We start from the raw sequence: 22350 nt of genomic DNA on the forward strand, positions 1-22350 counted from the left end.
CAGATCCTCTCCAGGCCAGCGCGTATCGTATCCAAGACCAGCAGCACACCAGCGGCAAGAGCCATGCGCGAGGCTGCATCGAACCGTGCGTCAAGCGAGGCCTCCTAAGACCTGCATGGGTCGTATGTGCGGTTGACGGCCGGTCGGCGTATCCTCGGCGCGGCGGATGGTGAGGCATCCCTGTCGCGCCGCCAAAAACGCGTATTCGCTATTGCGCTCGTTGGGGTACAGTGCATGAACCTGCTGTTTCAAACGTGGTATCTCTTCGACTACATGACAGGAACCGGTATCGGAAGCGCGAGATAGTGCGACCTCCGTTATCAATACCTGAATATGTCTGTCCGCTGTGCGCAGCTATCCGCAAAGAAGCCGCGCAAACGCGAAGGACCGTAGCATGTGCGTTAATCGACCTTCGAATGAATTGTTCACGGCGCATGTGCGATCCGTGCGCGCCTGGTGCGTTCGCGGCGCGGCGACGGCCGTCCGGGAGTCAAATCATGGAAAGTAAGAAAAGCTGGCTACGCAAGGATCTCGACGCGTTGCGTCTGCAGTGGGACATGCTCAGCTTTTATGAACGATTCGAGCAGCTTGTCGCACATGTGCTGAGCGTCGTGATTTCCATCATTATCCTCGTGTCGCTCTGGCAGCTGATTCACGCGGTGATTGCATTGCTGGTTTCGGACGCGCTGAACCCGCTGGATCACGAGGTGTACCAGACCGTCTTCGGTATGGTCATGACGCTGCTGATCGCGATGGAATTCAAACATTCGATTACGCGCGTGATGGCACGGCGCAATCACATCGTGCAGGTCAAAACGGTGCTTCTGGTTGCGCTGCTGGCTATCGCCCGCAAATTCATCATTCTCGATCCGGCCAGTGCGCCCGCCAAGATCGCGGCGCTTGCATTCGCGCTGATCGCCTTGGGGAGCGTCTACTGGCTGATGCGGCAGCGCGATGACCCGGTCGACGCGACGAGCGCCGCGCAAGCGGAGCGTGATCGCGTGGCGCATGCGCAACGACAGCAAGGGGGATCGCCAGGTGAAGGCGGCCAGACCGGCAATTGAAATAAGTCGCCGATCTCGTCACGTGATGAGCGCACCGCCCGCCTGTACTTTTCCGCTCGACGTCTCGATCAGTTCCTTGATTTCTTTCGCGGCCACCGACGCCGCGCATCGCGGACGCGAAACGCAGCAAGTGTTCCGCGCTGCAGAGTGCGACCACAATCGTATCCGGCGCATGTATATTTATGCTGTGGCCTGGGCGAATGAAGCTCGACGATGCGCCTTATCGTTTGAGGGTCGTGGGTTTGTCCTATGAGGCCTGACCATTGCCCCATGACGATGGAAAAAAACCGTGATATCTGAAGGCTTTATCTGCGGTGGGTTCGTCGGGATCAGCAAGCGCTCCGACAGACGCAAGCGTCTCCATCGTCATGGAACGATTGGACACAAACGTCCATTGAGTCGATTCGTCATCCGGAAGCGGTGACACGCAACACTGCGCGAGGGCAGCTAGCAGCGCTTCGCGGTCCGGTGTATGAATGACGAAGCCCTCGTTCGCGAGCGCGGCATGATCCAGTCCGAGCTCACGGCAAATCCGCATCCGTAACGGCGCTTCTGACTGAGCGGCGAGACGCGACTGCCGGATGAGTTGATCGGTCGTCGCATCGACAAGGACGCCTTGCCGTTGTAGCGGTATGGTTTGCCATGCTTGCGGCGGACAGGCCTTGTTTTGCGGCACCAATGGTACGAACGGATTGATTTCCGCCGGGTAGATTCTGCACACCAGCGGGCGTTCATCGTAAATACCGCACAGCATGTCGGCGCGCAGATTGGGACACGCTCCGGCGAACGCCGCAGTCAGAATGATCGAGACGCGCACCGGTAACGTTCCGCTCATGACGGGTGACGAACGCACCCGTTTGTACGCAGCCTGCGCATTGTCGGGCTCCGGCTCGACCGGCCATGGAATAGCTTCGCAGAGAAGTTCAACCTGTCCTCCACGTTTTAGCCAATCGATCGCTTCGGCGATTGTCAGCGGCAGGCGCAAATCATGGCAGCACTGGCCACATGTCGTACAGGCAAAGTTGATATCGTCCACGCTGTTTGTCCTTTGAGGTTCGGGTGCGTCGTGCTTAGTCGGACCCACGCCGAAATTCTTACAGGGACAACAGTGAAAAAGTTGAGGCGTCGTCGACGATCGCCTGGACGCGTTGAACGACCGCTGCCGACCTTGGCGGAATGCAACACATGCGCGGCAGCACCCGTCGGATCGCTCACCGCTTCGAGAAGGCAAAATTGAACTAACAAAACGGCTACTTATCCCAACAATTTGCCAACTACGTGGATTAGAACGGGACGAGGCTTGCCTCCGACCTGGGTCGGACACTCCCTCCTCGCGGCCGATAAAGCAGCGCATGCGCAGTCACGGCGTCGCGCTTATTTCTGTCGAGTTTCGTCGTGGAACTCAACGTCTTCGACCACGCCGTCGATATCCATGCGTTGGCCCGCGCGTTCGTGCACCTGTTGCTCGTGTGTTTGCCGTGCGCGCATGGCTTGCTGGTGTAGTTGTTTGCGCAGATCTCGCGTTTTCCACCAGACAAAACCGCCGATCACAATGCCTGCTCCAAGCACCACCGCGAACAGCACGAGCGAAACGGCGAACCCCACAACGAGTAGCGCGGCGCCTATGACCGCGGCTAATACCTTTGCCAATAAGCTCGGCGGACCAGGACGCATAGTTGCGCCACTATGCCTGAGCCTTTCCTGTCGCTTGTCGAATTGCATCGCATCTCCAATCGCGGTTTCCCGGGGTGGTCTCCCGGGGTGGTTTCAAAGGTGAAGCGCAATAGCGCGATAAATGTTTCGAGGTTTGAGCTTGATTTGCCGATACGAGGGCCGTCCCGTTCGAACAATGCCGTCCTGTTATCGCTCAGTATGCACCGAAGATCCGGTCGAGCGCCGCAAGGCTGGCCTCACGTCGATCTGTATCTGGCCATAGTACTTAATGTAATGAGAGGCCGGCAACACATCTGGCTCGCGCGCTCATTGGAACAGTGCTTCGCGAAATGGCCTCGTATTGCCTTTCCGCGTGGTCTTTATTTTTGCTTAGAAATTTTCACATTTTCTGCAGGACTTTACGTTCGACGCATTCCTACACTTCATCCATCTGCAAACAGTACTTCCAGCTTCAATCTGACCTCTTTAAACGGAGTCGTCATGAACACGCCGTCTAGCCTTCGAGCGCGATGTTGAGCCGCGCTTCGAGGAACTGCACAAGCGCACGCACCTTGCTGGAATGGCGCCGATTGGGCAGATACGCCGCGTAGACGATTGCATCACCGGGATGAGGGCTTGCGACGAAGTTCTCAAAGAGATGCATCAGGCGTCCCGAGCGAATCTCCGCGCTGACGAGCCATTCCGGCAGCAAGGCAATGCCCTGCCCGGCGAGGACCGCTTCGTAAAGCATGTCGAGACTGTTCGATAGCAGGTGACCGCGCACTTCGACGCGCTCCTCCGCGCCGTCGCGCCGGAAGGTCCAGACCTGGCGCGAACGGTAGCCGCCGCCGTAGGCGACACGAAGGCACTCGTGGGAATCGAGCGCTTGCGGGTTCTGAGGTGTGCCGCAGCGTTCGAGGTAAGCGTGGCTTGCCACGACGTAACGCGGGTTGTCCGCCAGTTTCCGCACGATCAGGTTGGCATCGCGATCCGGCCGGCCGATCCGGATCGCGATATCGATCCGGTCGAGCGCGAGGTCGGCGAAATGATCCGCCACCACCACGTCGAGGAACAGCCGCGGATTGGCAGCGAGGAATGCCGCAAGATGCGGCGCGAGCCGCAACCGGCTGTAAGTGGAAGGCACCGAAATCCGGAGCGATCCGACCGGCGAAGCGCCACTGTCGAAGACGCTCTCGTCCGCCTCGGCCAGATCGTCGAGCACCTTGCCGACCTGTTCGACGTAAGCAATCCCCGCGTCGGTCAGGCTGACCTTGCGCGGCGTGCGGGTCAGTAGAGCAGTGCCCAGGGATGCTTCGAGCGAATCCATGAGACGCGTCACCGAGGAGGTAGCGACACCGAGACGCTGAGCGGCCTTTGAGAAGCCTCCGGCGTCGGCGACTTCCAGCAATGTATTCAGAGCAAGGAGTTTGTCCATGTTCGGCTCAGGCGAGGAATTGGTTGCGTTCAACGCAACGCGAGATTGCATTTTATCCTCATTCTGCAAACACAACGCAACGTTTAAGCTACCTGCGTTACCTGGAGAAAGGTGCAACATGCAGAACATTCAAGTTGAAATCGCGTATGACTTCATCTGCCCGTGGTGCTGGATCGGCCAGCGCAATCTTGCTGGCGCGCTGGCGGAATCGGGTGTCGCTGAAGCCGTTTCGATTCGTTATGTGCCGTTCGAGTTGAACCCGTTCATGCCGGCCGAAGGCATGGATCGACGCAGTTATCGCACTCGCAAGTTCGGCAGCTGGGCCCGCTCGCAGGCGATGGACGCGCAGGTCGCCGCCGCCGGCCTCGCGGCCGGCGTGCAGTTCAACTACGACCGTGTGCTACGCACGCCGAACACGCGTCTTGCGCATCGCCTGATGCAGTTTGCCCAGGAGCACAACGATCCGCGCAAGACGGCGGCGCTATACCAGGCGATCTATGCAGCCTATTTCTCGGAAGGCCGCGACATCGGTTCACTGGACACACTCGTGGCGCTCGCGGGAACGCACGCCCTGGACGAGCAGGCAGCCCGCTCCTTTCTGCTATCGGAGGCGGGCGAGACCGCTGTGAAAGAGGCTCGCGATCGGGCCGACAGGCTGGGCGTGCGGGCCGTGCCCACCACCGTGATCGAAGGCGAGATGATCAGCGGCGCGCAGCCGCCGCTCGTCTTCGCACAAGCGTTGCGGGTCGCCTTGCAAGGGAGCGCAGCATGACATTCCCCAACAAGCTTCGCGCCGTCGTGATCGGCGGTTCGCTGGGCGGACTGCTGAGCGCCGCCACCCTGCGCGCGGCCGGCTGGGAGGTCGACGTGTTCGAGACTTCGCCGAACCAGCTCGAAAGCCGTGGCGGCGGCGTGGTGCTCCAGCCCGACGTACTGGAGGCGCTGCACTTTGCCGGCATCATGTTGCCCGATCCACCCGGTGTGCCGTCGGGCGAACGCATCTATCTGGACCAGCGCGACGAAATCGTCGAGCAACTCTACATGCCGCAGATGCAGACCTCATGGAGCCTGCTGTACCGCGCCCTGAAGAACGCCCTACCCGCGCAGCATCTGCATTCCGGCGAGACGTTCCTTGACTTTCGTGCCGAAGGCGATCGGATCGTCGCGCTGTTCCACAGCGGCCGCGCTGAAGAGGCGGACCTGCTGATCGGCGCGGACGGCATCCGCTCAACGCTCAGAAGCCGCTTGCTGCCCGAGGTAGTGCCCGCCTATGCAGGCTATGTGGCGTGGCGCGGACTGATCGAGGAAGCTGATCTGCCCTTGCATGCCGCCGACGTTCTTCGCGACCGCTTCGCGTTCCAGCAAGGCGACGGCCATTCGGCGCTCTCCTACCTGATTCCGGGTGAAGAAGATTCGACCGTGGTCGGCGAGCGGCGCTGGAACTGGGTGTGGTACCGCAAATACAGCCGCGAGCAGCTCGACCAGTTACTGATCGACCGTCACGGCGCGGTGCGGCCTTTTTCATTGCCGCCTGGCTCGACCAAGCCCCTCGACATCGCCCGCTTGCGAGACGACGCGAAGCTCATGATGGGGCCGACGTTTCGCGCGCTGGTGGACGCCACCGACGATCCATTCATGCAGCCGATCGTCGATCTGCGCTCGCCGAAGATGGTGTTCGGCCGCGCGGTTCTGCTCGGCGACGCCGCTTCGGTGCCGCGTCCGCACACTGCCGGCAGCACGGCGAAGGCCGCTGCGAACGCTCACTCGCTGGCGCTGGCGCTGCTGTCGGCACAACGAAGCGGCTCGACCATCGATCCAGCGCTCAAGCATTGGTAAAGCCAGCAGTTGCAACGCGGCCGGCATATGACCGATCTGGGTATTTCGCTCGGCAACCGGCTGATGAAGATCGCCCGGTAAGCACGCCTCGCACGGCCTGGCACGCTAACTTCCGTTTTCAAGCTAAAGGAGCTTTCATGTCGACTCAGGCATCCGTTACGACCGGCGGCACCGGTCCCGTCAAACTAACCAGCGCTCTGATCGCGCTTTTCGCATTCTGCTGCGGCGCGATCGTCGCCAACCTTTACTACGCGCAGCCGATCACCGAGCTGATTGCGCCGGACATCCACATGTCCTCGGGCACGGCCAGCCTGATCGTGTCGCTCACGCAGATCGGCTACGCATTCGGGCTGTTCTTTCTCGTGCCGCTTGGCGATCTGCTTGAAAATCGCAAGCTGATGATCACCACCGCGCTCGTCTCGATCGTGAGTCTGGCTGCCGCGGCATTCGCTCATCAGCCGGGCTGGTTCCTCGCAATCTCGCTGATGGTCGGCTTCAGCTCCGTTGCCGTGCAGATCCTCATTCCGCTCGCCGCGCATCTCGCGCCGGACGAGTCGCGCGGCAAGGTGGTGGGCACCATCATGAGCGGCCTGCTGCTCGGCATTCTGCTGTCACGCCCGATCTCCAGCATCGTGGCCGGCCATTTCGGCTGGCGCGCAGTCTTTGGCGGAGCCGCCGTATTGATGGCCATCGTGACCAGTGTCCTCGCGCTGACCATCCCGCGCCGCCAGCCGGAGCATAAGGCGACCTACTTCGAATTAATCGGCTCGCTGGGCCATCTGTTGCGGACAATGCCGGTGCTGCGCCATCGCTCGCGATATCAGGGATTGATGTTTGCCTCGTTCAGCCTCTTCTGGACGGCTATTCCTATCGAACTGACAAGACAGTTCGGGTTGTCCCAAACGGAGATCGGGATCTTCGCGCTGGTCGGCGCGATCGGCGCGACCTCCGCACCGGTGGCGGGCCGCCTGGCCGATGCAGGACACACGGTACGCGCCACGCTGATCGCACTCGTGGTGGGCGCGCTGGCCTATACGCCTGCCCTGATCCATCCGGCCTGGGGTGTATTCGGACTCGTCGCAACCGGCATCGTGCTCGACTTCGCCGTGCAGATGAACATGGTGCTGGGTCAACGCGAAATTTACGCGTTGCACGCGGCGAGCAGAAACCGTCTGAACGCGCTGTATATGACGAGCATATTCGTGGGCGGCGCTTCGGTTCAGCGCTCGCGAGTCCGCTTTATCAGCATGGCGGCTGGCCGCTCGTTGCAGGCGTCGCCACGGCTTTCCCGATCGCCGCTTTGATTCACTATCTGGCGATCGGCCGCCCGCACGCCGCGCGTATTGCCTGATCTGGACGTCGAAGGAACACGCCGGGCGGCCCTGCCGACCGGCTTAATAAATTTTCAGCGCGGCTTCAGGAATAAATCCGCCGTGACCGATACGCTAGCCAACAAGTCCCCGGCCTGAGCATCGCTCGATGACCTGCACAAGGAACCGAACATGTCCTCCCTTTCGCCTCTGCTGAACAGTTACGACCTCAACGGTCTGAGCTTGCCGAATCGCGCCGTCATGGCGCCGACGACGAGGTCGCGCGCGCCGCTGCGCGGGCGGCGACAACGCAGGCTATATCGACATCCGTTCCTCGCCGCAGCGGGCCAGCACGCGCGCCCTGACGCGACGCAGCCGTAACGCCGGCGCCGGAGCGCACGCGACCTATGCGTGTGAATTTTTTTGCCCGAGACATCCGAAGAAGGTGCGTGAATGACTCTTAAGCCCAGATTGCTGTGGGGAGGCGGTGTGGTCGTGGTGGCCATGCTGATCGCCGCCGTGGCGCTAATGTGGAAACCCGCCATCGCGCCGATCGACGCGCCGCCCGCGGCCTCTTTCGACGCGCAGACCCGCCTCGCGGGCGCGCGCGTCGTGGCCCTGGGCGACTGCATCGTCTGCCATACCGCGAAAGGCGGCCGGCCGTTCGCGGGCGGTCTGCCACTCGCAACGCCTTTCGGCACCATCTACTCCACCAACATCACGCCCGATGTGGAGACGGGGATCGGCAACTGGTCGCTCGAAGCCTTCACGCGCGCAGTGCGCTACGGAGTGGCCCGTGACGGCCATCTGCTCTATCCCGCGTTCCCCTATATTCACTTCACCCGCATGTCGGACGGCGATATTTCGGCTGCCTACGCGTATCTGATGACGCGTGAGCCGGTTAAAGATACGGCGCCCGCAAACAGGCTGATTTTCCCGCTTAACTTCCGGCCCTTGCTCGCATTCTGGAACGTGCTGTTCCTGCATCCGGGCCCGCAGGCGGCCGACGCGTCGAAAGACGCCCAATGGAACCGCGGCCGTCTGCTGGTGGACGGACTCGGTCATTGCGCATCGTGCCACTCGCCCCTCAACGTGATTGGTGGCGAAAAATCAGGTCATGCATTCGACGGCGGTATCGTGGACGGCTGGACCGCACCCGCGCTCAACGCGCTGGGCGGCGCACCCAAGCCCTGGACACAGGCGCATCTCGTCACCTACCTGCGCACCGGCCGCGCCAGCGAACACGGCGCCGCAGCCGGCCCGATGCTGCCCGTCACGCGCGACCTCGGCACCGTGCCGGAAGAAGACGTGCAGGCCATCGCCGCGTACATCCTGTCGATCCAGAAGCCTCAGGCCGCTGCCGTGAACACAGCGTCCGGCACCGCACTTTCGCGCGAGGCGCAAAGCGGCGCAGTTCTGTTTGCGGCGTCGTGCGCGCAATGCCATGGGCCGCAAGCGCCGATGCAATCGATTGGCGAACGCCCCACGCTCGGATTCAGTACGGCCGTCAACGCCGACACGCCGCGCAACGCGATCCAGATGATCCTCGGCGGCATCGACTGGCATGGCGAAGACACGCTCAACTACATGCCCGCCTTTAGCCAGGTTTATGACGACCAGCAGATCGCCGATCTGGCGTCCTACATTCGCGCGACCTATTCGCAGAAGGAACCGTGGAAGGACGTCGACCAGATGGTGGCCAAAGTCAGAAAGGAGAACGACGCGCGATGATCAACCTTACCGTCAATGGCGTACAGCACGCCCTCGATATCGATCCGTCGACGCCGCTACTCTATGCGTTGCGTAACGACCTGCAGCTTCACGGCGCGAAGTTCGGCTGTGGGATGGGGCAATGCGGAGCGTGTACCGTGATCGTCGACGACAAAGCCGTGTTCTCGTGCCTGATTCCCGTCGCGTCGATCGGCAACCGCGCGGTGCGCACGATCGAAGGCCTCGGCACCGCCGGCCATCCCGGCGCGCTACAGAAGTCGTTTATCGATCATCAGGCCGCGCAGTGCGGCTATTGCATCGCCGGCATGATCATGCGCGCGCAGGCCTTGCTCGAGCGCAACCCCCGGCCGACCGAGCAGGAGTTGCGCGAGCATATGGAGCCCAACCTCTGCCGTTGCGGCACGCATCTGCGCATCCTCGCCGCGATTCGCGAGGTCGCGCATCTGCCGGCCGGCGATACGCTCTCCAAAGAACCCATGGAGATCGCCAGCGCCGGAGGTACGCAATGAGTTTCGCGGACGACAAAATCGACGCAGGGCGCCGCCGTTTCATGATGTCCGGCGCACTCGTGGTGAGCTTCAGCCTCATCCCCGGCATCAAGGCCATGGCTCAGGAAGTGATCGCCGACGAGGGCGCGGCGGTCCACATCGGCAAAGCGACGCAGGCGCTCGCCGGCAGCCTGAAAACCAACCCCTACCTCGACGCTTGGATCAAGATCAACGCGACGGGCAAAGTGACGGTCTATACCGGCAAGGTCGAACTGGGCACCGGCGTGCGCACCGCACTGCTGCAAATTGCGTCCGAAGAACTGGACATGGCGCCCTCGCTGATCACGTTTCTGACGGCCGATACCGGCGCTTCGCCAGACGAAGGACTGACGGCCGGCAGCCATACGATCGCCGACAGCGGCAGCGCATTGCTCAACGCCGCCGCGCAGGTGCGCGGACTGCTGGTCGATGCAGCCGCCAAACATTTCGGCGTGAGCGGCAGCGCAATGACCGTACACAATGCCGTCATCAGGACGCCTGACGGCCGCGCCATGACCTATGGAGAAGCCGTCGGACTCGTCGATCTGCATCGCATGGCAACGCCGGATTCGCCGTTGAAAGACCCGGCAAAATTCGACATGATCGGCACTTCGCTGCCGAGAGTGGATATTCCTGCCAAGGTCACCGGTGGCCCGAGCTATGTGCAGGACATGATCATGCCGGGCATGGTGCACGCCCGTGTCGTAATGCCGCCCGTCTATGACGCGAAGCTGCTTGAAACCAATACGCCCGAAATTCTGAAAATGCCGGGCGTGCTCAAAGTGGTCCGCAACGGCAGCCTGCTCGCGGTGGTCGCCAAGGGTGAATGGCAAGCGGTGCAGGCACAGCGGGCGCTTGCCGCCGGCAGCCGATGGAGCGCCGGCCGCGCGTTGCCCGACCCCGCCACGGTGCACCGCGATCTGAAACAGATTTCCACCGAACACATCGAGATCGCGAACACGCATAACCCGGCCGGCACGCCGGTCAAAACACTGAGCGCGCGGTACACCAAGCGCTACATGATGCACGGCTCGATCGGCCCGTCGTGCTCGGTCGCGCTGTTCAAAGACGGCGAGATGACGGTGTGGACGCATTCACAAGGCGTCTATCCCCTGCGCGACGGGCTGGCGGAAATGCTGTCGATGCCCAAGGACAAGATCCGTTGCATTCACGTGGAAGGGTCAGGCTGTTACGGCCACAACGGTGCGGACGACGTCGCCGCGCATGCCGCGCTGATCGCGCGCGAAATGGACGGCGCACCGGTGCGTGTGCAGTGGATGCGCGAGCAGGAACACACGTGGGACCACTTCACGCCCGCGATGGTCACGGAGGTGCGGGCTTCGCTCGATGCGAGCGGCACGATCGTCGATTGGGACTACGCGCTATGGAGCAGCTCGCATAACGAACGTATCGTGAATGCCGGGCGGCTCATTCCCGCCCAGATGCTGGAAAAGCCTTTCGTGCCAGCGCCCTCGGTGCCCATGGTGCAACCGGAAGGCGGCGGCGATCGCAACGCGATCCCGCTCTATTCGTTTCCAAACATGCACGTGATGAACAATTTTTCGCCGGCCATGCCTTTGCACTCGTCGGCAATGCGTTCACTCGGCGCGCACATGAATGTGTTCTCCATCGAGGCCATCATGGATGAACTGGCCGCGGCCGCCGGCGCCGATCCGGTCGCCTTCCGGCTCAAGCATCTACACGATCCGCGCGCTCGCGACGTCGTCCAGCTTGCCGCCCGCAAGTTCGGCTGGCCACGGCCGCCGCGCAAGCGCAATCATGGCGTGGGATTCGCGTTCGGCAAATACAAGAACCTGATGGCCTACGTGGCGATTGCCGTCGAGGTCTCCGTCGTGCCCGAAACCGGCCAGGTGATTCTGGAACATGCCGAGGTCGCGGTCGACTCGGGCACGATCGTCAATCCGGATGGCATTCGCAACCAGATCGAAGGCGGGATCGTCCAGTCGGCAAGCTGGACGCTCTACGAAGAACTGAAGTTCGATACCTCGGCAATACGGAGCTTCGACTGGAGCAGTTATCCGATCCTGCGGTACTCAGCGGCACCGCGCAGCATCAAGGTTCATCTGATCGATCGGCCGGGCGCCCCCTTCCTGGGCGCCGCCGAAGCATCCATGGGTCCAACCGCGGGCGCGCTCGCCAACGCGTTGTTCGATGCAACGGGAAAGAGATTGCGCGACATGCCGCTCAGCGGCGACAGTTTGCGTCGGCAAATCGACGTATAGAGGCGCTGGGAGCGAATGCAAGGTGCTCTGTATAAGACGGTTGCAGGGCTCGTTCCACCGGGAAACCGGTATCGTGGACATTCGCAGAACGTACCTGGCCAATCCGCCGCCGATTCCCAATCTCCGTTCGCACGCGGGCGCATCGGCAATGGATCGATCGAGACCCTTCGAGGTATGCGCCTGATCAGCCCGAGGCTCCAAACAATTGCACCATCACGGCACGCAGCCACCGATTGCCCGCTTCGTGGTGATACCTCGCGTGCCAATGTTGCCGAACGGCAAAACCGTCCACGGGAACCGGGCATGGATGGACCGCCAGATCATTGACCTTCGCCAGCGTCTCGCCGATGTGTCGCGGCAACGTGGCGATCAGGTCGGTGCTCCTGATAATTGCTCCGAGCCCGAGAAAACCCGGTAGCTCCAGCACGACATCGCGTTCGACGTGGGCGCGCGCCAGCCCCTGTTCCAGCAACTGCGCGCCCGTCCCCGCCGTAATCGCGACATGCCCCTCCGCGCTGTATTGCTTCAGCCTCAACCTCGCGCGCAGCCGCGGGTGATGGCGATTCGTCAGGCACACCCAATCCTGTGTGTATAGCTGCTGCTGATAAATCCCACCGCCCAGCCAGGGCACGTGACCGATCGCGAGGTCGGCTTCACCCGATTCCAGCGCGCGCTCCGTGTTGCCGTCGATTCTGGCGGCTTCAAGACGAACGCCCGGTGCCTGCGCGCGGACATGCGCCAGCATCCGCGGAAGCAACGTGATGTGACTGGCGTCGGTCATGCAGATACGGAACCGCCGTTTTGCGGTGGCCGGATCGAAGGCGATTTCCCACGCCACGAAGCGCCGCAGCGATTCGAGGATTTCCCGGCATGGACCAATGAGCGCATCGGCTTGCGGCGTGGGCGCCATGCCGCCCGGCGTGCGGATGAATAACGGGTCCTGCAGATGCTCCCGCAATCGACCTAACCAGATGCTGACGGTCGGCTGACTCTGTCCAAGCTGCTCGGCCACGCGGGTGACGCTGCGCACGTCGTAGAGCAGATCGAACAGCTGCAATAGCTTCAGATCGGGGAGTTCAGTCGATTCCATGGCTGTATTGTCTGACGCAATGACACCATTGTATCCATTGCATTGCCGATATGAACGCCGAATCGTATCGTGGTCTCCACATTAAGGAGACGGCAGTGAAGATTGCGATTCTGGGCGCAGGCGCACTGGGCTGTGCGATTGGCGCGGCGCTCACCGAAGGCGGCAACGAGGTCTGGCTGCTGAACCGGTCGGTGGCCCACGTGGCGGCCATGCGACGCGATGGTCTGCGGGTGGACGATCCCAATGGTTCCCGCCAGGTCAGCGTCCGGGCCACCACGCGGGCCGCGGAGGCCGGCGCCGTGGATCTGGTCGTCGTGCTGGTCAAGTCGTTCCACACCGAAGCCGCGATGCGCGGCGCCATGGAGCTGATCGGACCCGAAACGCGGGTCCTTTCGTTGCAGAACGGCCTTGGGCACGAAGATGTTCTCGCCGACATCGTGGGCCGGGAGCGGGTGCTGGCCGGCAAAACATACGTAGGCGGAGTGATGCGCAGCCCGGGGCACATCGAGTCGGGCGTCGCCGGCAAGGCCACTTACATTGGCGAACTCGACGGTCAGGTCACGTCCCGCGCTATCGCGATTGCCGATACCTTCACTGCCGCCGGACTGGCCACCACGGTCAGCGACAACATCGTCGGCACGATGTGGGACAAGCTCCTGGTCAATGTGGCAACCGGCGCGCTGACGGGCACCACGGGTCTGACCTACGGCCAGCTCTATGACGAACCACTTCTGAAGGCGACCGCACTCGCAGCAGTCGCCGAAGCGATGGCCGTCGCCCGGGCCGCTGGTGTGACGCTTTCCACCACGGATCCCGAACGAGCGTGGACCCTCGCCGGCGAAGGACTGTCCCCTGCCTTCAAGACCTCGATGCTGCAAAGCCTCGAAAAAGGCTCCATCACCGAAATCGACTTTATCAACGGCGCGGTCGTGCGCTGGGGAAAACGGCACAGCGTGCCGACCCCGGTCAACACGACGCTGGTGGCCTGCATCAAGGGCATCGAGCGTGCCATGACCGACCGACAACACAGCAACACGTTGCATGGGACCAAGGAGACAACCGCATGAACGGCAGCAAGGCGTATCTGGAACATGTCGCCATCTGGGTGAAGGACATTCACTGGCACATCCGCTTTTTCGAAGACGTGCTCGGCATGACGATGCGCGAAGTCGACGGCACGCGCGAGGAACCCCGGCAGTACTGGACGCTTGGCGGTCTGCAATTCATCCATAACCCGGATCATGACGCGCCTGAGGGCCGGCTCGGCCACCTGGGCGTGATGTGTGAAGACATGGAGGCCGCGCTGGCCGCTGCACAACGATACGGCGTCAGCGAAATGCCACAGGGGCGCAACTGGTTGCGCCTGCCGGACGGCCTCGCCGTCGAACTGATCCAGGCGAAGCCGGCCTCGTGCGTCGCGCGGGCACTTGAGATCGACCCACGCGCGGAGGTGTGACATGACGATCGTCGATAAATACTGGGACGACGCCACCGAAGGCGACGAGTGCGTGAGCCCGTCCTACACGGTGACCAAAGAACGCATTCTGGCCTATGCCGAACTCACTGGCGATCACACGCCGGTGCATGTGGACGAAGAATACGCGAACGCGAGCCACTTCGGTTCGATCGTGGCACACGGCCTGTTTGGACTGTCTATCGCCGATGGGCTCAAGACTCAAAGCGACTACCGTTTCCTTCCGGGCATGTCGCTCGGCTGGACCTGGGACTTCAATCTGCCCATCAAGGTCAATGACGTGCTGCACGTGAAATTCCGCGTGGGCGCGATGCGGGCGAGCAAGAGTCGACCCGGCTGGGGCATCGTTGCGTTGCCGTCCGAGTTGATCAATCAGGACGGCCAGGTCGTCCAGCATGGTGAGCATCGCCTGATGGTGCCGCGCCGACCGGGAGCGTTCTGATGCAAGCCCGTCCTTTAGAAGGTATTCGCGTCGTCGACTACAGCCACTTTCTGGCAGGTCCGTACGTGGGACGGTGTCTCGCGGCGCTCGGCGCCGAAGTCATCAAGGTGGAGCGCCCCGGCAACGGCGACGCGGGGCGCCAGCATGCCACCGTGCTCGATGACGAACAAAGCGGCTACTTCCTGCAACTCAACATGGGCAAGCGGGGCGTCAGCGTCAACATGAAGGACCCGCGCGGCAAGGACTTCATGCAGCGCCTGTGCGATTCGGCGGATGTGTTCGTCGAGAACTACCGGCCAGGCGCTCTGGACAAGCTCGGGCTGGGCTATACGGAGCTGTCCGCGCGAAATCCGCAACTGGTGTACTGCTCGATCTCCGCCTATGGCCATACGGGACCGGATGCGCATCGCGCCGGCTTCGGCCTGATTGCAGAAGCGAAGAGCGGCATCATGCAGATGATCGGCACTCCCGGCGAGCCGCCGCCGCTGATGCGCATTTCGCTCGGCGACATGTACACGGGCATCCACGCCGTGGCGGCCATCAACGCCGCGCTGCTCGGTCGCGTGAAGAGCGGCCGGGGGCAGCACATCGACATGGCGCTCTACGACACGCTGGTGTCGATGCACGAGTACGCAGTGCAGTGCTACACGCTGCAAGGCGTCGTTCCGGAACAGACTGGTCACGACATGCCCACTTCGACGCTCTACGGTGTGTTCCGTGCCGCCGATGGCGACCTCGTAATCGCGGCGCAGGTGGACGACGCGTGGAAACGCTTTGCCGGCCTCGTCGAGGCCCATGGCGGACCGTCCGGCTTCGGAGCCGACACGCGCTTCCATGACGGCGCGGGGCGCAATGCCAACCGGTTGGAGATTCTGTCCGTGGTCCAGCCCTGGGTTGCCAGCCGGCCGGTGGCCCAGGTGCTGGCACTGCTCGATGGCATCGACGTGCCTTGCGCGAAGGTACAGCGCATCGACGAAGTGCTCGCCGATCCGCAGATCGTCGCGCGGGGCATGGTGGTCGAGCAGCAGCATCCGCGCTACGGCACGCTGCGTCTGCCGAATCTGCCGTTCCGTTTCTCCGATTGCGATACGACGATCCGCGAGGTCGCGCCCGACCTTGGCCAGCACAACGCGGAAGTCGCGCGTTCACTGGGCTTCGGCGCTGCCGAAATCTACGCCATGCAAACCGACGGCGTGCTGTTTTCAAACGCGAGGCCATGATGACTGACCAGTACTCGGTGATCGGCAACCCGATCGGCCACACGAAATCCCCGTTGATTCACGGTCTCTTTGCACAAGAGACGCAGCAGGACATGTCCTATACCGCCATCGAAGGGCCATTAAGCCCGCACGAGGCGTTTGCCGAGACCGTCAACGCTTTCAGGGCCGCGGGCGGCAAAGGGATGAACGTCACGGCGCCCTTCAAGCTAAAGGCGTTCGCGATGGCCGATGAGCGCAGTGAGCGAGCGCAACTGGCCGGAGCAGCGAACGCGCTGAAGTTTGAAGACGGCCGGATCGCGGCGGAAAACTTCGACGGCGTGGGACTGGTGCGCGATATCGAAGTCAATCTGGACCTGCCGATGGCCGGCAAACGCGTCCTGGTCCTTGGCGCCGGCGGTGCGATGCGCGGGGCGTTGCTTCCCTTCCTCGCGGCGCGGCCCGTTGAACTGGTCATTGCAAACCGCGACGTGGCCAAAGCCGAGGCGCTGGTGGCGCAAATCGGAGCACGCGCCTCACTTATCGCCTGCGGTTACGAAGACCTTGCGGCGATGAGCGGCTTCGACCTGGTGGTGAACGCCACGTCGGCCAGCCTCACCGGTGAGTTACCGCCGGTTCCCCCGAATGTGTTCAACCCGAAAGGAGCGGCCTACGAACTGGCCTACGGCAAGGGGCTGACTCCCTTCCTGCGCCTCGCGCGCAATGCGGGCGTGCTGGGCATCGCGGATGGTGTCGGCATGCTGGTGGAACAGGCGGCGGAAGCATTCGCATGGTGGCGTGGCATCCGGCCCAGAACGCGGTCCCTCATCGATCAGCTTACCGTTCCCCTCGATTGATCACGTGGCATCATTCGGTTTTCGCGGAAATCGTCAAAGGACAGATTTCTGGATTCGGAATGCAGAGCTATCTGCTCGCTTTGCGCGCGGCCGTCGCGGAGATCGACACGAAGTAAACGGTCGAGGCGTTCAACCGGCCCGCAATCGGTCGGGCAAAAAACCTACATTTATTTCCGGCGATGCCGTTATCGCGGCTAGTGGCAATTTTTTCCAGCTTCGAACGGCTCACCGCAATCGCCAGACTATCCCCGACGCCTTCGATGAAAGGCCCTGATGTCGCGACCGTTGAACCGGGCACATTCATAAGAATCTTACCGTGTCTGTTTCCATTTCCAACGGAAAGCTGGCTGTATGGGCAGGACGACATTCCTTGATCGTCGGCGTTCTGGGCACTTTAATGGCGCTCGCGGTGACAGCAATCAGCCTCGCCACGCTTCAGGCCGCGAGGAACCAGGCACTCGACCATGCACACGACACGTCTGGAAACGTGACCTCAGTCCTCGTCAGCAACATCGAGCGGACCTTTGAAACGTCCGACAATGCCCTTCTGACATTGATTGCCGCCTGGCAGAATCCTGCCGTGCAAAGCATGGACTCCGCAGATCGGCATAAGATTTTCTTTAGCAGTACCTCGGCCAGGTACTTGACGGGTGCGGGCGTTACAGACAGTAGCGGCTCGTTAATCGATGGATGCTGCGCGAATTCCCATCACTGGAATTTTAGTGACCGGGACTATTTCGTGGTTCACCGCGAGTCGCCAAACGCGGGGCTTTATCTGTCATCGCCTTACCGTGCACGGTCGAGAAGCGGAGTCGAAGCCATCGCGTTGTCCAGACGTGTCAATCAGCCCGACGGCTCATTCGGCGGTGTCGTCATGGTCGCGATCGACCTTGCCTATTTCCGTCAGCTTCTCTCAAAGCTCGATGTGGGCCCTCACGGCGTAAGTGCGATCGTCCGTACCGACGGTACGGTAATAGCAAGAAATCCCCCTCTCAGCACGGCTCAGACGATCAAATCGGCGACTTTTTTCTCGCGTATGGTGAACCACGATTCCGGTTTCTATGCCGCGCGATCGTCTATCGACGGAACCGTTCGTCTATATACCTTTCAGCGTATTCCCGGCACGCCCCTCATCGCCGTCGTCGCACCCGCGGAAACCGATATATTGGCCGGCTCCAGACGCATGGCCTGGATGGTCGGCGTCTCCACCGCAACCATCGGCATTGCGTTTTGCGTAGTGGTATGGCTGCTTGCGTTTGCGCTCCGGGAGCATGTGAAGACACAGGTCCTGCTGACCGAGCTTACCCAGACAGACCCGTTGACCGGTGTCAGAAACCGCCGTGCCCTTGATGAGTTTCTGGAAAACGAGTGGGAGAGGCTTCGCCGCAACGAGAGCTGCCTGTCGGTGCTTTTCATCGATGCCGACCATTTCAAGCAATACAACGATAGTTACGGCCACGCACAAGGCGACCTCGCATTGAAACATCTTGCCGCGTGTATCAGACGGCATGCGTGCCGCCGTGGCGACCTTACCGCGCGGTACGGCGGCGAAGAATTCGTCGTTGTGTTGCCCGACACCGATGAAACTGGCGCGATGCAAGTGGCCGAAGCGATACGCCATGAGGTCGAATCCGGGCCAATCCATCTTTCCGAATCGCTGGCACGGTTTACGGTGAGCATCGGCTGCGCCACTGGCCGACGTGCGTACCCTCGATCGCTTGCTGAGCTGACAAATAAGGCCGATTCCGCGCTGTATGCGGCTAAACGCGGCGGCAGAAACGCTGTCGTGCCTGGTTGAGCAAGCAACGAAGCGGGCTGCCACGGCGGGTAATTCGCCGCTCCAGCGAGTCGCCGCCGACGAGCGCGCCACATAAAATGCTGCGCGAGGCACGCCAAACGCAGTTTTCGTACTCTTTTGAAATTTTTTTCGAACGTCGTAGTGTGACCTCGCTCACGTAACATAAGACTCAATCGGGCCGTGTAGCGCCCGTGAAATCTTGCTGATTCGTGGGCTCTTCGAGCCGACCGCAAGCTTCTCGACACCACCAGGCTCAAGACGGATTTATCGAGGACACATAGATGGTACGGGCTGCACGAGGATACGCTGCCACATCAGCGACGACGCCGTTGAGTCTGTTCGACTTCCAGCGCCGCAGCCTCCGAAACGATGATGTCGTGATCGAGGTGCTGTATTGCGGTGTTTGTCATTCGGATCTGCATACCACGCGCAACAATTGGGGCAACGCCAGATACCCTATCGTGCCGGGCCATGAGATCGTCGGAAGGGTCAAGGAGCTCGGCGCCGAAGCAACGCGTTTCACGGTAGGAGACTACGTCGGCGTGGGTTGCATGGTCGATTCCTGCCAGCATTGCAAGACGTGCCGGAATGGCTTTGAACAATATTGCGAAAGCGGCGCGACCTCGACCTACAACAATACCGACCGGCACGATCAGTCCCGTACGCAAGGCGGCTATTCCGACCAGATCATCGTGTCGGAAAAGTTCGTCCTCAGAATGCCGGATAACCTGGATCTCAAGGGCGCGGCACCGTTGCTGTGTGCCGGCATCACCACGTATTCGCCGTTGCGTCACTGGAATGTCGGTGAGGGCTCGCGGGTTGCCGTCATCGGACTCGGCGGGCTCGGTCATATGGCCATTAAACTGGCCAGCGCAATGGGCGCGGACGTGACCCTGATTACGCGATCGGCGGGCAAAGAAACGGATGCCCGCGCACTGGGCGCCCGTGATGTCGTGCTGTCGAGCGATGTCGAACAGATGGCGGCGGCAAAGAGCCGCTTTGATCTGATCATCGACACGATTCCGTATCAACACGACCTCAACCCTTATGTCGCCACGCTCGATTCCGGCGGCACGCTGGTGCTGGTGGGATATTTCGGTCCCGTCGAACCGGCGCTGAACTCTTCGCCGATGGTGTCCAAACGCAAAACTGTGGCGGGCTCGTTCATCGGCGGGATTGCAGAAACCCAGGAGATGCTCGATTTTTGCGGCAAGCATGGCATCACTTGCGAAATAGAAATGATCGATATTCAACAGGTCAACGAAGCCTTCGACCGGATGCTCAGAAGCGACGTTAAATACCGGTTTGTGATTGATCTTGGCTCGCTGAAGTCCGAGATCTGAAGTCCATGAGTGGCAAGGAAATCCAATGAACAATACTGGTGCCGTGAACGCTACGCCTTCATCGCAAGCGCTTCACTATCGAAACTTCACTGCGGCGGATATTCCGACGGCTCATACTCTGTCGATGGTATGTGGTTGGCCGCACCGTCCAGAGGACTGGCAGTTCGCCGCTGAGCAGGGAACGGGATTTGCCGCCGAAGAAAACGGCGTGGTGATCGGCACGGCGTTGTGCTGGAAGTACGGCACGGAGCGCGGCTCGCTCGGTCTCGTGATCGTGTCGCCGGAACATCAGGGACGCGGCATTGGCCGCAAGCTGATGGAGTCGTTGCTCGAAGAACTGGGACCGCGCATTACGTTCCTGCACGCCACGCCGGCAGGCCGTCCGCTCTATGAAAAGCTCGGCTTCAACGTGTGCGATACGCTCCAACAGTTTCAGGGCAACGTCGGCGAAACTCTGCCTGTCACGCTGCCCGACGGTGAACGGCTGCGTGCCGCGACTACCGCCGATTTCCCCACGCTCATCGAACTCGCGACGCGCGCTTCGGGCCTTGAACGAAAAACAATGCTGTCCGCGTTGCTGGAAATGGGCGAGAACGTGGTACTCGAACGTGACGGCGAGATCATTGGCTTCTCGAATCTTCGACGCTTCGGCAGAGGACTCGTGATCGGTCCGATGGTCGCGATGCGCTCACCCGACGATCTTCGTGCGAAAGCCTTGATCGGCTACTGGCTGAACAGCCGCGAAGGTCAATTCATTCGAATCGACGTGCCCTCGGGCTCGAGTCTGGCCGACTGGCTGGTTGCACAAGGAATGAAGTGCGTCGATACCTCGGTGAAGATGGTTCGCAACGCACCCGCCGCCGCGCATCAAGGCGCCCCCGATCCGGTCTACCGGTTGTACGGGCTCGTTAGCCAGGCGATGTTCTAGGCGTTGCGACAAGCACACTTGCCGACAGACGATCACCCGACACGCGACTCACGAAGGAGCTTTCACAGATGCGCGTACCGTTGACCCGCATTGATTCCACCCCGACGCTGCCCGATAGCGCCGACGTCGTCGTGATAGGCGCGGGCATTGTCGGCGTATTCACAGCGTGGTTTCTCGCGAAGCGCGGCCTCAAAGTCGCGCTTATCGAAAAAGGCGTGGTAGGTGGCGAGCAGTCCAGCCGGAACTGGGGCTGGTGCCGGCAACAGAACCGCGATGCGCGCGAATTGCCGATTGCGACCGAAAGCCTGCGACTGTGGCAGCAGTTCGAAGACGAATCCGGCGAATCCGCCGGTTTTCGCCGCAGCGGCCTGCTGTATCTGAGCAATGACGACGACGAACTCAGCGGATGGACGCGCTGGTGCGAATTCGCCCGCACTGCTGGCGTCAAGACCGAAGTGCTCGGCAGCAAACAGGCCAACGAGCGGGCTGCCGCAACCGGGCGCAACTGGAAAGGCGGCGTGTTCGCGCCGACCGACGGCACGGCCGACCCGGCCAACGCCGCTCCGGCCGTGGCACGCAGCATCATCAAGCTGGGCGGCACGGTTCATCAGAACTGCGCGGCACGTGGAATCGAAACCGAGGGCGGCAGGGTCAGCGGTGTGGTGACCGAGCAGGGCGTGATCCGTACTAAGACCGCGGTCCTGTCGGGCGGAGCATGGGCCTCGACGTTTTGCCGGCAGCTCGACATCCGCCTGCCCCAGGCGACCATTCGCTCGTCGGTCATGTCGGTCTCGCTGCCGCGCGGTACGTTGCCGGACGCGCTGCACACGAAGGGCATCACCATTACACGGCGCGGCGACGAAGCGTATTCGCTCGCCATCAGCGGACTGGCCAAGTTTGACCCGACGTTGCAAAAAGCCCGCTACGCAAAAGACTTCCTGCCGATGTTCGCGAATCGCTGGCGCAGTCTCAGCCCGGGCGGTCTGGAAGGCGTGCGCTCGGGCCATGAAGGCATGACCCGCTGGCGGCTCGATCAGCCTACGCCGATGGAAAAGATGCGCGTGCTGGACCCGAGCGTCGATGAAGCCACCCTCACCGAGATTCGCAGGCGTGCCATCGATCTGTGTCCGGTGATCGGCGAAGGACGCGTGGCCGCCTCATGGGCCGGCTATATCGACATGACGCCTGACGGCATCCCCGCAATCGGCGAAACGCAGTCGCTGCCCGGCTTCGTGCTGGCTGCGGGCCTGAGCGGCCACGGCTTCGGCATCGGGCCGGGATGCGGTCATCTCGTGGCGGATATGGTCACGGGCGTGACGCCGATCGTCGACCCTGAGCCTTATCGTCCCGAGCGGTTCGACAAATCGGTGTGGGGCAAGGTCGCCGACTTCTGACGATTTCGACTTCTATTTGCGCGCTTTCG

20 protein-coding genes and 3 pseudogenes are annotated in these 22350 nt (G+C 61.8%); 18 read left to right on the forward strand and 5 right to left on the reverse strand.

From position 1 onward, the window contains the following. Positions 1-497: 497 nt before the first annotated feature. Positions 498-1064 carry a phosphate-starvation-inducible PsiE family protein gene (locus BPHYT_RS27295; protein WP_012427360.1) on the forward strand — a complete coding sequence of 189 codons (567 nt, stop codon included), beginning with the start codon at positions 498-500 and terminating at the stop codon, positions 1062-1064. A gap of 247 nt (positions 1065-1311) precedes the next feature. Here the strand turns inward: BPHYT_RS27295 and BPHYT_RS27300 are convergent, their stop codons facing one another. The 3 genes from BPHYT_RS27300 to BPHYT_RS27310 form a co-directional block, all read right to left on the reverse strand. After that, positions 1312-2100, reverse strand: coding sequence for a YkgJ family cysteine cluster protein (locus tag BPHYT_RS27300; protein WP_012427361.1), 789 nt, complete (start codon positions 2098-2100; stop codon positions 1312-1314). Between the two features lie 338 nt (positions 2101-2438). Further along, positions 2439-2786, reverse strand: a complete 348-nt coding sequence (locus BPHYT_RS27305) for a hypothetical protein (protein ID WP_012427362.1) — start codon at positions 2784-2786, stop codon at positions 2439-2441. A gap of 445 nt (positions 2787-3231) precedes the next feature. After that, a complete protein-coding gene (locus tag BPHYT_RS27310) occupies positions 3232-4152 on the reverse strand; it encodes a LysR family transcriptional regulator (RefSeq protein WP_012427363.1) in 921 nt (306 codons plus the stop codon). A 118-nt stretch (positions 4153-4270) separates the two neighbouring features. On the opposite strand from BPHYT_RS27310, the gene BPHYT_RS27315 reads away from it, so the two are divergent. The 7 genes and pseudogenes from BPHYT_RS27315 (at position 4271) to BPHYT_RS27345 (ending at position 11799) form a co-directional block, all read left to right on the forward strand. Next, positions 4271-4924 carry a DsbA family oxidoreductase gene (locus BPHYT_RS27315; protein WP_012427364.1) on the forward strand — a complete coding sequence of 218 codons (654 nt, stop codon included), beginning with the start codon at positions 4271-4273 and terminating at the stop codon, positions 4922-4924. After that, positions 4921-6069, forward strand: a pseudogene (locus BPHYT_RS27320) (FAD binding domain-containing protein). The gene BPHYT_RS27315 and the pseudogene BPHYT_RS27320 overlap by 4 nt, the downstream one beginning before the upstream one ends. A gap of 56 nt (positions 6070-6125) precedes the next feature. Continuing rightward, a pseudogene (locus tag BPHYT_RS27325) lies at positions 6126-7339 on the forward strand (MFS transporter). Positions 7340-7490: 151 nt separating this feature from the next. Beyond that, the gene (locus BPHYT_RS27330; protein WP_012427367.1) at positions 7491-7679 is read left to right on the forward strand and encodes a hypothetical protein; all 189 of its coding nucleotides are present in this window, start codon (positions 7491-7493) and stop codon (positions 7677-7679) included. A gap of 72 nt (positions 7680-7751) precedes the next feature. Then, positions 7752-9029, forward strand: coding sequence for a cytochrome c (locus BPHYT_RS27335; RefSeq protein ID WP_012427368.1), 1278 nt, complete (start codon positions 7752-7754; stop codon positions 9027-9029). Beyond that, the gene (locus tag BPHYT_RS27340; RefSeq protein WP_012427369.1) at positions 9026-9538 is read left to right on the forward strand and encodes a (2Fe-2S)-binding protein; all 513 of its coding nucleotides are present in this window, start codon (positions 9026-9028) and stop codon (positions 9536-9538) included. The genes BPHYT_RS27335 and BPHYT_RS27340 overlap by 4 nt, the downstream gene beginning before the upstream one ends. Then, the gene (locus tag BPHYT_RS27345; RefSeq protein ID WP_012427370.1) at positions 9535-11799 is read left to right on the forward strand and encodes a xanthine dehydrogenase family protein molybdopterin-binding subunit; all 2265 of its coding nucleotides are present in this window, start codon (positions 9535-9537) and stop codon (positions 11797-11799) included. Before BPHYT_RS27340 ends, BPHYT_RS27345 begins: the two co-directional genes overlap by 4 nt. A gap of 184 nt (positions 11800-11983) precedes the next feature. Here the strand turns inward: BPHYT_RS27345 and BPHYT_RS27350 are convergent, their stop codons facing one another. Beyond that, positions 11984-12889, reverse strand: a complete 906-nt coding sequence (locus BPHYT_RS27350) for a LysR family transcriptional regulator (protein WP_012427371.1) — start codon at positions 12887-12889, stop codon at positions 11984-11986. Between the two features lie 95 nt (positions 12890-12984). Between BPHYT_RS27350 and BPHYT_RS27355 the strand changes: the two genes are divergently transcribed. From BPHYT_RS27355 to BPHYT_RS39225, 6 genes and pseudogenes are all read left to right on the forward strand, one after another. Then, positions 12985-13956, forward strand: a complete 972-nt coding sequence (locus tag BPHYT_RS27355; protein ID WP_012427372.1) for a ketopantoate reductase family protein — start codon at positions 12985-12987, stop codon at positions 13954-13956. Next, positions 13953-14345 carry a VOC family protein gene (locus tag BPHYT_RS27360; RefSeq protein WP_012427373.1) on the forward strand — a complete coding sequence of 131 codons (393 nt, stop codon included), beginning with the start codon at positions 13953-13955 and terminating at the stop codon, positions 14343-14345. Before BPHYT_RS27355 ends, BPHYT_RS27360 begins: the two co-directional genes overlap by 4 nt. A gap of 1 nt (position 14346) precedes the next feature. Further along, entirely contained in the window at positions 14347-14805 is a 459-nt protein-coding gene (locus tag BPHYT_RS27365) for a MaoC family dehydratase (RefSeq protein ID WP_012427374.1), read from the forward strand. Continuing rightward, entirely contained in the window at positions 14805-16025 is a 1221-nt protein-coding gene (locus tag BPHYT_RS27370; RefSeq protein ID WP_012427375.1) for a CaiB/BaiF CoA transferase family protein, read from the forward strand. The genes BPHYT_RS27365 and BPHYT_RS27370 overlap by 1 nt, the downstream gene beginning before the upstream one ends. Further along, positions 16025-16858: a shikimate dehydrogenase gene (gene aroE / locus BPHYT_RS27375; protein WP_012427376.1), complete on the forward strand. Its 834-nt coding sequence runs from the start codon at positions 16025-16027 to the stop codon at positions 16856-16858. The genes BPHYT_RS27370 and aroE overlap by 1 nt, the downstream gene beginning before the upstream one ends. Before the next feature lie 8 nt (positions 16859-16866). Then, positions 16867-16974 (forward strand): annotated as a pseudogene (locus tag BPHYT_RS39225) (type II 3-dehydroquinate dehydratase); the annotation flags it as partial. On the opposite strand, the gene BPHYT_RS38805 reads toward BPHYT_RS39225, so the two are convergent. Next, positions 16926-17162, reverse strand: coding sequence for a hypothetical protein (locus BPHYT_RS38805; protein ID WP_167315758.1), 237 nt, complete (start codon positions 17160-17162; stop codon positions 16926-16928). The pseudogene BPHYT_RS39225 and the gene BPHYT_RS38805 sit on opposite strands and share 49 nt — an antisense overlap. 12 nt (positions 17163-17174) lie before the next feature. Between BPHYT_RS38805 and BPHYT_RS27385 the strand changes: the two genes are divergently transcribed. From BPHYT_RS27385 to BPHYT_RS27400, 4 genes are all read left to right on the forward strand, one after another. Next, positions 17175-18656 carry a sensor domain-containing diguanylate cyclase gene (locus tag BPHYT_RS27385; RefSeq protein ID WP_012427377.1) on the forward strand — a complete coding sequence of 494 codons (1482 nt, stop codon included), beginning with the start codon at positions 17175-17177 and terminating at the stop codon, positions 18654-18656. A gap of 281 nt (positions 18657-18937) precedes the next feature. Then, positions 18938-19999 (forward strand): NAD(P)-dependent alcohol dehydrogenase, encoded by a 1062-nt coding sequence (locus BPHYT_RS27390; protein WP_012427378.1) that lies wholly within the window; start codon positions 18938-18940, stop codon positions 19997-19999. 25 nt (positions 20000-20024) lie between these two features. Next, entirely contained in the window at positions 20025-20927 is a 903-nt protein-coding gene (locus BPHYT_RS27395; protein WP_012427379.1) for a GNAT family N-acetyltransferase, read from the forward strand. 68 nt (positions 20928-20995) lie between these two features. After that, on the forward strand, positions 20996-22321 hold the full coding sequence (locus BPHYT_RS27400; protein ID WP_012427380.1) for an NAD(P)/FAD-dependent oxidoreductase: 1326 nt from the start codon (positions 20996-20998) through the stop codon (positions 22319-22321). Positions 22322-22350: the final 29 nt, after the last annotated feature.

The sequence above is a fragment of the Paraburkholderia phytofirmans PsJN genome, assembly GCF_000020125.1.
Lineage (GTDB): Bacteria > Pseudomonadota > Gammaproteobacteria > Burkholderiales > Burkholderiaceae > Paraburkholderia > Paraburkholderia phytofirmans.

What these genes read in the sequence shown, in the direction of transcription:
- BPHYT_RS27400 (WP_012427380.1), top strand. Translation starts at nt 20,996, where the DNA reads ATGCGCGTACCGTTGACCCGCATTGATTCCACCCCGACGCTGCCCGAT.
- BPHYT_RS27305 (WP_012427362.1), bottom strand. Translation starts at nt 2,786, where the DNA reads ATGCAATTCGACAAGCGACAGGAAAGGCTCAGGCATAGTGGCGCAACT.
- BPHYT_RS27315 (WP_012427364.1), top strand. Translation starts at nt 4,271, where the DNA reads ATGCAGAACATTCAAGTTGAAATCGCGTATGACTTCATCTGCCCGTGG.
- BPHYT_RS27395 (WP_012427379.1), top strand. Translation starts at nt 20,025, where the DNA reads ATGAACAATACTGGTGCCGTGAACGCTACGCCTTCATCGCAAGCGCTT.
- BPHYT_RS27350 (WP_012427371.1), bottom strand. Translation starts at nt 12,889, where the DNA reads ATGGAATCGACTGAACTCCCCGATCTGAAGCTATTGCAGCTGTTCGAT.
- BPHYT_RS27335 (WP_012427368.1), top strand. Translation starts at nt 7,752, where the DNA reads ATGACTCTTAAGCCCAGATTGCTGTGGGGAGGCGGTGTGGTCGTGGTG.
- BPHYT_RS27295 (WP_012427360.1), top strand. Translation starts at nt 498, where the DNA reads ATGGAAAGTAAGAAAAGCTGGCTACGCAAGGATCTCGACGCGTTGCGT.
- BPHYT_RS27365 (WP_012427374.1), top strand. Translation starts at nt 14,347, where the DNA reads ATGACGATCGTCGATAAATACTGGGACGACGCCACCGAAGGCGACGAG.
- BPHYT_RS27370 (WP_012427375.1), top strand. Translation starts at nt 14,805, where the DNA reads ATGCAAGCCCGTCCTTTAGAAGGTATTCGCGTCGTCGACTACAGCCAC.
- BPHYT_RS27340 (WP_012427369.1), top strand. Translation starts at nt 9,026, where the DNA reads ATGATCAACCTTACCGTCAATGGCGTACAGCACGCCCTCGATATCGAT.
- BPHYT_RS38805 (WP_167315758.1), bottom strand. Translation starts at nt 17,162, where the DNA reads ATGAATGTGCCCGGTTCAACGGTCGCGACATCAGGGCCTTTCATCGAA.
- BPHYT_RS27345 (WP_012427370.1), top strand. Translation starts at nt 9,535, where the DNA reads ATGAGTTTCGCGGACGACAAAATCGACGCAGGGCGCCGCCGTTTCATG.
- BPHYT_RS27390 (WP_012427378.1), top strand. Translation starts at nt 18,938, where the DNA reads ATGGTACGGGCTGCACGAGGATACGCTGCCACATCAGCGACGACGCCG.
- aroE (WP_012427376.1), top strand. Translation starts at nt 16,025, where the DNA reads ATGACTGACCAGTACTCGGTGATCGGCAACCCGATCGGCCACACGAAA.
- BPHYT_RS27360 (WP_012427373.1), top strand. Translation starts at nt 13,953, where the DNA reads ATGAACGGCAGCAAGGCGTATCTGGAACATGTCGCCATCTGGGTGAAG.
- BPHYT_RS27310 (WP_012427363.1), bottom strand. Translation starts at nt 4,152, where the DNA reads ATGGACAAACTCCTTGCTCTGAATACATTGCTGGAAGTCGCCGACGCC.
- BPHYT_RS27330 (WP_012427367.1), top strand. Translation starts at nt 7,491, where the DNA reads ATGTCCTCCCTTTCGCCTCTGCTGAACAGTTACGACCTCAACGGTCTG.